Origin of the sequence: Arsukibacterium sp. (assembly GCF_033722355.1) — a bacterium.
Taxonomy (GTDB): domain Bacteria; phylum Pseudomonadota; class Gammaproteobacteria; order Enterobacterales; family Alteromonadaceae; genus Alishewanella.
The window spans coordinates 1-5,283 of the sequence record NZ_JAWVZF010000182.1 but is presented as its reverse complement, the minus strand read 5'-3'; the positions used below and the strand labels follow the sequence as shown (position 1 = coordinate 5,283).

Genomic DNA, 5,283 nt, shown 5'->3' with positions numbered 1-5,283 from the left:
GCTCATTACCCAGTTGCAGCGTTTCGCCGACCACGTTGCTGCGGCCGAAGAATTTTTCGGCGCTGGTTTTAGTGATTATCAGCTCGCGCCTGGCGGTATTATCTGCCCAGGGCTGACCATGTAAAAAAGGAACATCAAACAACGTGAAGAAATCGCGCTGGGTCACCCGCAGCTTTACCGGGGTCGGGCTCACAGTGCCATCGCCTGGCAGGCGGGCATAGCCAGCTGACTGAAACATAGCTGCCTGAGCCGATGGAATATCACTACTGCCGAGTTTCTGTACATCCTGATAGCTCAGTACCCGCATGGGTTCGGTACAGCTGTCGCAGGGCTGCAGCGTGGCATTTATCTGCGGGTAAAACAGGGTGTGACTCTTATTTGGCAAGGGGTCGTGATTAAGCCAGTAGTAAAGCGTGGCATTTGAGAAAAACATGCCAAGCCCGAGACTTAAAATTAAAACGGTGAGTAAATAGGGTAAAGGTGCGCGTTTTATATTGCGAACCGCCAGACCGAAGCTGTGAAATAGATTATCCATGTCAGGCTCCCTGCGCTAACGCCAGTGGCTGATAAAGCGTACTGTCATGTAACTGACCATCAATAATCTGGATATGGCGGCCAGCACGGCGAGCCTGCTCCGGATCATGGGTTACCATCAGAATCGTGCAGCCGCGCTGGTTAATTTGCTCAAGTAGCTCCATGACCTGGCGTGCCATTAACGAATCAAGATTACCGGTCGGTTCGTCAGCTAACAGAATACGCGGCTCGCCGGCAATCGCCCGGGCAATCGCGACCCGTTGTTGCTGACCACCGGATAACTGGCCCGGCAGATAGTCGCGCCTGGCATGCAGGCCAACCAGTTCCAGCGCCTGTTCTATCCGTTCTTTACGCTCAGCAGCCTTTAAGCCACGATAGCGTAATGGCAGCTCAATATTGTCGTAAATACTGAAGTCTTTAATCAGGTTAAAGCTTTGAAAAATGAAGCCAATCTTTTCATTGCGCAGCTTGGATAGGGCAGCATCCGATAATCCTTTAACACTGCTGCCATCGAGCAGGTAATCGCCGCTGTCAAAATTTTCCAGCGTACCCAGGATATTTAACAGGGTCGATTTTCCAGAGCCTGACGGACCGGTCAGGGCGGCAAACTCGCCTTCATTTACCTGCAGGTTAACTTCACGCAGGGCATGGGTTTCAATCAGGTCAGTGCGGAATATTTTACTTAAATTAGTAAGTGTTATCATTTTTCGTCCTTAATTTTATCTGGTGTATACCAGGCTGATTATTCATGGTTGAGCGGTTAATTCAGGTTAACCCGGCTCTGATCTTTAAAGTCGCTTAAATTAGAAATGACCCATTGTTCGCCTTCAGTGGCGCCGCTGAGAATTTCCACCCACTGCACTGACAGCGCACCAAGCTCAACGTTTTTACGTACCGCCTGATTGTCCAGTACCTGATAGGCCTGACGACCGCCACCGGAGCTGACAAAGTCGCCACGGGCAATTTTAAGTACATCGGCTTTGTGTTCCAGAATTACCCGGGCTGTCAGGCGCTGGCTCTGGCGCAGGGCCATCGTATCGGCCTGCTCAAAACGTACTCTGGCGCTAACCTGATTATTGCGAACTTCCGGTGCGACATAGCTGATCACGCCATTGAGTTGCTGGCTGCCGATCATAATTTCTACCTGCTGATTGGGCTGTAAGTCACGGGCATAGCTCTCTGGCACTGCCAGCTCAGCCTCATACTGGCTTAAATCTATAACAGTCAGTAACGCCTGGCCGGGCAGCACATGACTTTGCTGTTCCACCAGCCAGTTACCTAACTGACCGGTTACCGGCGCGGTGATATTCAGTGCTGCCACTTTACGTTGCAGCTCGTTAACGACCAGTTGCTGGCGGTGAATATCCTGTGTCCGCGAGCTTTGTTCAAAAGTCAGTTTATCGCGGGCCAGTTCCACTTTACGTTTGGCGTGGTCAAACTCCAGTTCTGCTTTGGTCAGGTTGTCTTTGGCGATATCAAAATCAAGTTGCCGGATCACGCCCATTTCAATTGACTGAGTGGCGCGTTGCAGCTCGCGCCGGGCTGCAAGTAAATTAACCTGAGCGGTATTCATCACCTGTTCGATATCCAGTTGCTGCTCGCGGGCGCTCAGCACGGCGCGTTCTGCTTCAGAGGTCATACCGGAAAGCACGGCTTGCTGCTGCTGTAAATCATTCTGCAGCGCCGGGCTGGTGATAGTAGCGACAATATCCCCCTGACTGACTGCTTCGCCCGGTTGTTTAAACAGCTCGACCTGACCGGTTTCCTGACTATACAAAGTAGGCGCATTGGCCGCGACAATCCGGCCCTGTACGGCAATATCCCGCACCAGATCACCCCGGATGACAGTGGCTAACTGCAATTGATTACGTGCGACAACAATACTGGCGCCATTAGCTGCCATTGTCTGAAACAATGCCAATGTCAGAATGATAGTCACACTGGCAATGGCAATAACCGGCCCAAAGCGACGCAGTCTGCTTTTAACCGGTCTTTGCATTATGATGTCTTGTTGTTCAGTACCCTGGATCATGTTCAGCCCTTATTAGTCAACTTGCGACTATGCATAGCAGCTTTAGTGCCAATTTTTAAGTTTCTGATATTTATGGCTAAATTGGTTTTTGGGTGATTGACTGCAGTGTCCGCGGACAATAAAAGTGTCCGCAATATTTGTGCGGACAACGGTTGCTAAAACAGTTGCTTAACGTAGAATCAGTAATGTTTGACACGTACAGGTGAACTTAGAATGGAAACCACCGCAGCGCAGTCCTGTGATAATTGCCACAGCCCGCTTTATGGCGACTTTTGCCATCAGTGTGGCCAGGAGAAAAAAAGTTATATCCGCAATGTCGGCGGGGTGATAACAGAATTTTTCGGCGAGTTCAGCAACTGGGACACCCGGGTCTGGCAAACACTTTTCCCCTTATGGTTTCGCCCGGGTTTTTTAAGCCGTCGTTATGTCGCCGGCCACCGGGTACCTTACGTGCCGCCATTGCGATTATATTTATTTACGTCAATCATCGCCTTTTTAATCTATGCCCAGTTGCTACCAGAGCAGTCAGTTAAGATCCAGGGGGCCGATAGCAATACTCAGCAACAAATTGCTGAAGAACAAAAGAAGGCCCGAGAAGTCTGGTCTGAGACCATGAGCAAAATTGACAGAGATACGGCCCGGGCCGACACGTCAGTTCAACCCTCGCCACAGGCAATCCGAATCTCGTTTCTGTCAGATGAAGCGCAGCAGGAATTTAACCGTAAATTAAAGCAGATCACTGACAATCCGAAGTTGGCGATAAATAAGTTTTTCAGTCTGGCACCGCAGATGATGTTTTTGCTGCTGCCCCTGTTTGCCCTGTTGCTAAAGTTGCTTTATATCCGCTCCGATCGCTACTACATGGAACATTTGATTGTCGCTTTGCATAGCCACAGCTTTATTCTGCAAATGTTTGCCGGCTATTTGGGCTTGTCTTTGCTTGCTGCCAGTGTTAAGTGGCCCTGGTTGAAAAATGGCATAGAGTGGCTGGCATTACTGGTATTTTTCTGGATCCCGGTTTATCTGCTGTTATGTCAGAAAAATTACTACCGGCAGGGCTGGGGTAAAACCCTGCTGAAATTCTGGTTAACCAGTACCTTATATTCGGTGCTGTTTATCAGTGCATTATTGAGCATAATAGTACTGAGTATCCTCTGGGCTTAGCCTGCAGCCCTCTGACTCAGGGTTTAATCTTGCAGTTAAGTAGTTGCTTTTTAAACTCATTAATTTGCTGTCGGTTGCCGCGTTTCTCAGCACTGAGCATTTGCTGAAAAATATCATAATGCTGGTCGATGATATCGAGCTCACATTTACACTCAGCTTTGATCTGTGGGTTGCTATAGCCTTTGTCGCTAAGCACTTCAACGCAGCGCTGCAGATAACTGTCCAGCACTGCGCTTTTATCATTGCTGCCGTCCGAGGCCACAGCTTGCGCAGCAGCCAGCGCCAGGCTGATGGCGCAGAAACAGCTGACGGTAAAAAAGGAAACAGGGTTTTTCATTTAATAGTGAGACCCGTTGCGAAAAACCATACCTTAGCTGATTTGCAGCTTAAAATCAGCTATAAGCCGGCAAGTTCCAATAAGTCTGCGATATGTTGCAGCGCAGCAAGCCCCTGAATGTCTGTTGGCTGCAGTGGTACTTTATATTGGGCTAAGCCGCTGAAGTCCTGTTCAATCTGCGCCAGGTGGCGTTGTTCCTGTTCGCGGCGTGCTATCAGAAACTCACCATCGGCGCAACCGGGTAAAATACGGTTTACTATCAGCCCTGCCAGCGGCAGGTTTTCCCGGGCTAAACTTTGAATGGCACGAGTTGTTTCCAGGATAGGCAGTTTTTCCGGGGTAAGCACAAATAACAACGCACTCTGCCTGGCATCGGTTAAAATCTGCCGGGTTCGCTGCAGCAGGCGCTGGCGGGTCAGCAACGTGTCAGTAATGGCTTTATTACGCTCATCCATACCGGCAGTGGCATGCTCGCTGGGGTCAGCTAACGGGTTGCTGATATCACGGCCGGCCTTTGGCGATAAATGAGTTAACACCTCGCCCAGTTGCTCTGAGCGCTTGTTGGCGTTAAGTAAGCCCTGGGTCCAGGCCGCCATCGCCTCTGGCAGGCTGAGCAGCCGTAGCGTATGACCGGTTGGAGCGGTATCGAAAATGATGAGATCATAATGTTTCAGACCCTGTTCAATAACGTCAGCAATACGCTCCAGCATAGCGGCTTCCTGAGCGCCCGGAGACTGGCGGGTTAAACGCATCTGCCGTTCAATTTCCTGATACATTTGTGGTTGGCAGAAACGTTTTAACTGTGCGGTGACTCTGGCCAGATGCTGTGTGACTTCCCGGTCCGGATCTAACTCTAATCCATCCAGATTGGGCGAGAGACGAGTTGTGTTATCGCCAATCACCCGGTCAAAGGCATCACTTAAACTGTGCGCCGGATCGGTCGAGACCAGCAAGACCTTTTTACCACGGCTTGCAGCCAGAAGAGCCAGTGCGGCGCTGCAGGTTGTTTTACCGACGCCCCCTTTACCCCCTATCAGCAGTAAGCGCTTATCAGTTAACAACATCTGATATTGTCCAATGGTGAATGTGGCATACCCATACGAATATGCCAGTCATGAAAACGCTCCAGCAGCAGGGGTTGTAATTCCAGCGTATAATAGCTGGCCGGGTTTGGCACCCCCATCATTTCCGAGAAAATCAGCAGCATAAACAAGTC

Annotated in this window: 7 protein-coding genes; 1 reads left to right on the top strand and 6 read right to left on the bottom strand. The window is 50.1% G+C overall.

Annotated elements, in window-relative coordinates:
* The 3 genes from R3177_RS13025 to R3177_RS13015 form a co-directional block, all read right to left on the bottom strand.
* A partial coding sequence (locus R3177_RS13025) for an ABC transporter permease (protein ID WP_318971457.1) occupies positions 1-535 on the bottom strand: 535 nt, incomplete at its 3' end.
* Between the two features lies 1 nt (position 536).
* Complete coding sequence (locus R3177_RS13020; protein ID WP_318971456.1) at positions 537-1,238, bottom strand: ABC transporter ATP-binding protein; 702 nt, start codon at positions 1,236-1,238, stop codon at positions 537-539.
* A 56-nt stretch (positions 1,239-1,294) separates the two neighbouring features.
* Positions 1,295-2,566 carry an efflux RND transporter periplasmic adaptor subunit gene (locus tag R3177_RS13015; protein ID WP_318971455.1) on the bottom strand — a complete coding sequence of 424 codons (1,272 nt, stop codon included), beginning with the start codon at positions 2,564-2,566 and terminating at the stop codon, positions 1,295-1,297.
* A 213-nt stretch (positions 2,567-2,779) separates the two neighbouring features.
* On the opposite strand from R3177_RS13015, the gene R3177_RS13010 reads away from it, so the two are divergent.
* Positions 2,780-3,730, top strand: coding sequence for a DUF3667 domain-containing protein (locus R3177_RS13010; RefSeq protein WP_318971454.1), 951 nt, complete (start codon positions 2,780-2,782; stop codon positions 3,728-3,730).
* A 16-nt stretch (positions 3,731-3,746) separates the two neighbouring features.
* Here the strand turns inward: R3177_RS13010 and R3177_RS13005 are convergent, their stop codons facing one another.
* The 3 genes from R3177_RS13005 to R3177_RS12995 are packed head-to-tail and all read right to left on the bottom strand — an operon-like array spanning position 3,747 to position 5,250.
* Complete coding sequence (locus R3177_RS13005) at positions 3,747-4,067, bottom strand: hypothetical protein (protein WP_318971453.1); 321 nt, start codon at positions 4,065-4,067, stop codon at positions 3,747-3,749.
* A 59-nt stretch (positions 4,068-4,126) separates the two neighbouring features.
* Positions 4,127-5,131: an ArsA family ATPase gene (locus tag R3177_RS13000; RefSeq protein ID WP_318971452.1), complete on the bottom strand. Its 1,005-nt coding sequence runs from the start codon at positions 5,129-5,131 to the stop codon at positions 4,127-4,129.
* On the bottom strand, positions 5,122-5,250 hold the full coding sequence (locus R3177_RS12995; RefSeq protein ID WP_318971458.1) for a cory-CC-star protein: 129 nt from the start codon (positions 5,248-5,250) through the stop codon (positions 5,122-5,124). The genes R3177_RS13000 and R3177_RS12995 overlap by 10 nt, the downstream gene beginning before the upstream one ends.
* Between the last annotated feature and the right edge of the window lie 33 nt (positions 5,251-5,283).

What these genes read in the sequence shown, in the direction of transcription:
- R3177_RS13020 (WP_318971456.1), bottom strand. Translation starts at nt 1,238, where the DNA reads ATGATAACACTTACTAATTTAAGTAAAATATTCCGCACTGACCTGATT.
- R3177_RS13015 (WP_318971455.1), bottom strand. Translation starts at nt 2,566, where the DNA reads ATGATCCAGGGTACTGAACAACAAGACATCATAATGCAAAGACCGGTT.
- R3177_RS13010 (WP_318971454.1), top strand. Translation starts at nt 2,780, where the DNA reads ATGGAAACCACCGCAGCGCAGTCCTGTGATAATTGCCACAGCCCGCTT.
- R3177_RS13005 (WP_318971453.1), bottom strand. Translation starts at nt 4,067, where the DNA reads ATGAAAAACCCTGTTTCCTTTTTTACCGTCAGCTGTTTCTGCGCCATC.
- R3177_RS13000 (WP_318971452.1), bottom strand. Translation starts at nt 5,131, where the DNA reads ATGTTGTTAACTGATAAGCGCTTACTGCTGATAGGGGGTAAAGGGGGC.
- R3177_RS12995 (WP_318971458.1), bottom strand. Translation starts at nt 5,250, where the DNA reads ATGGGGGTGCCAAACCCGGCCAGCTATTATACGCTGGAATTACAACCC.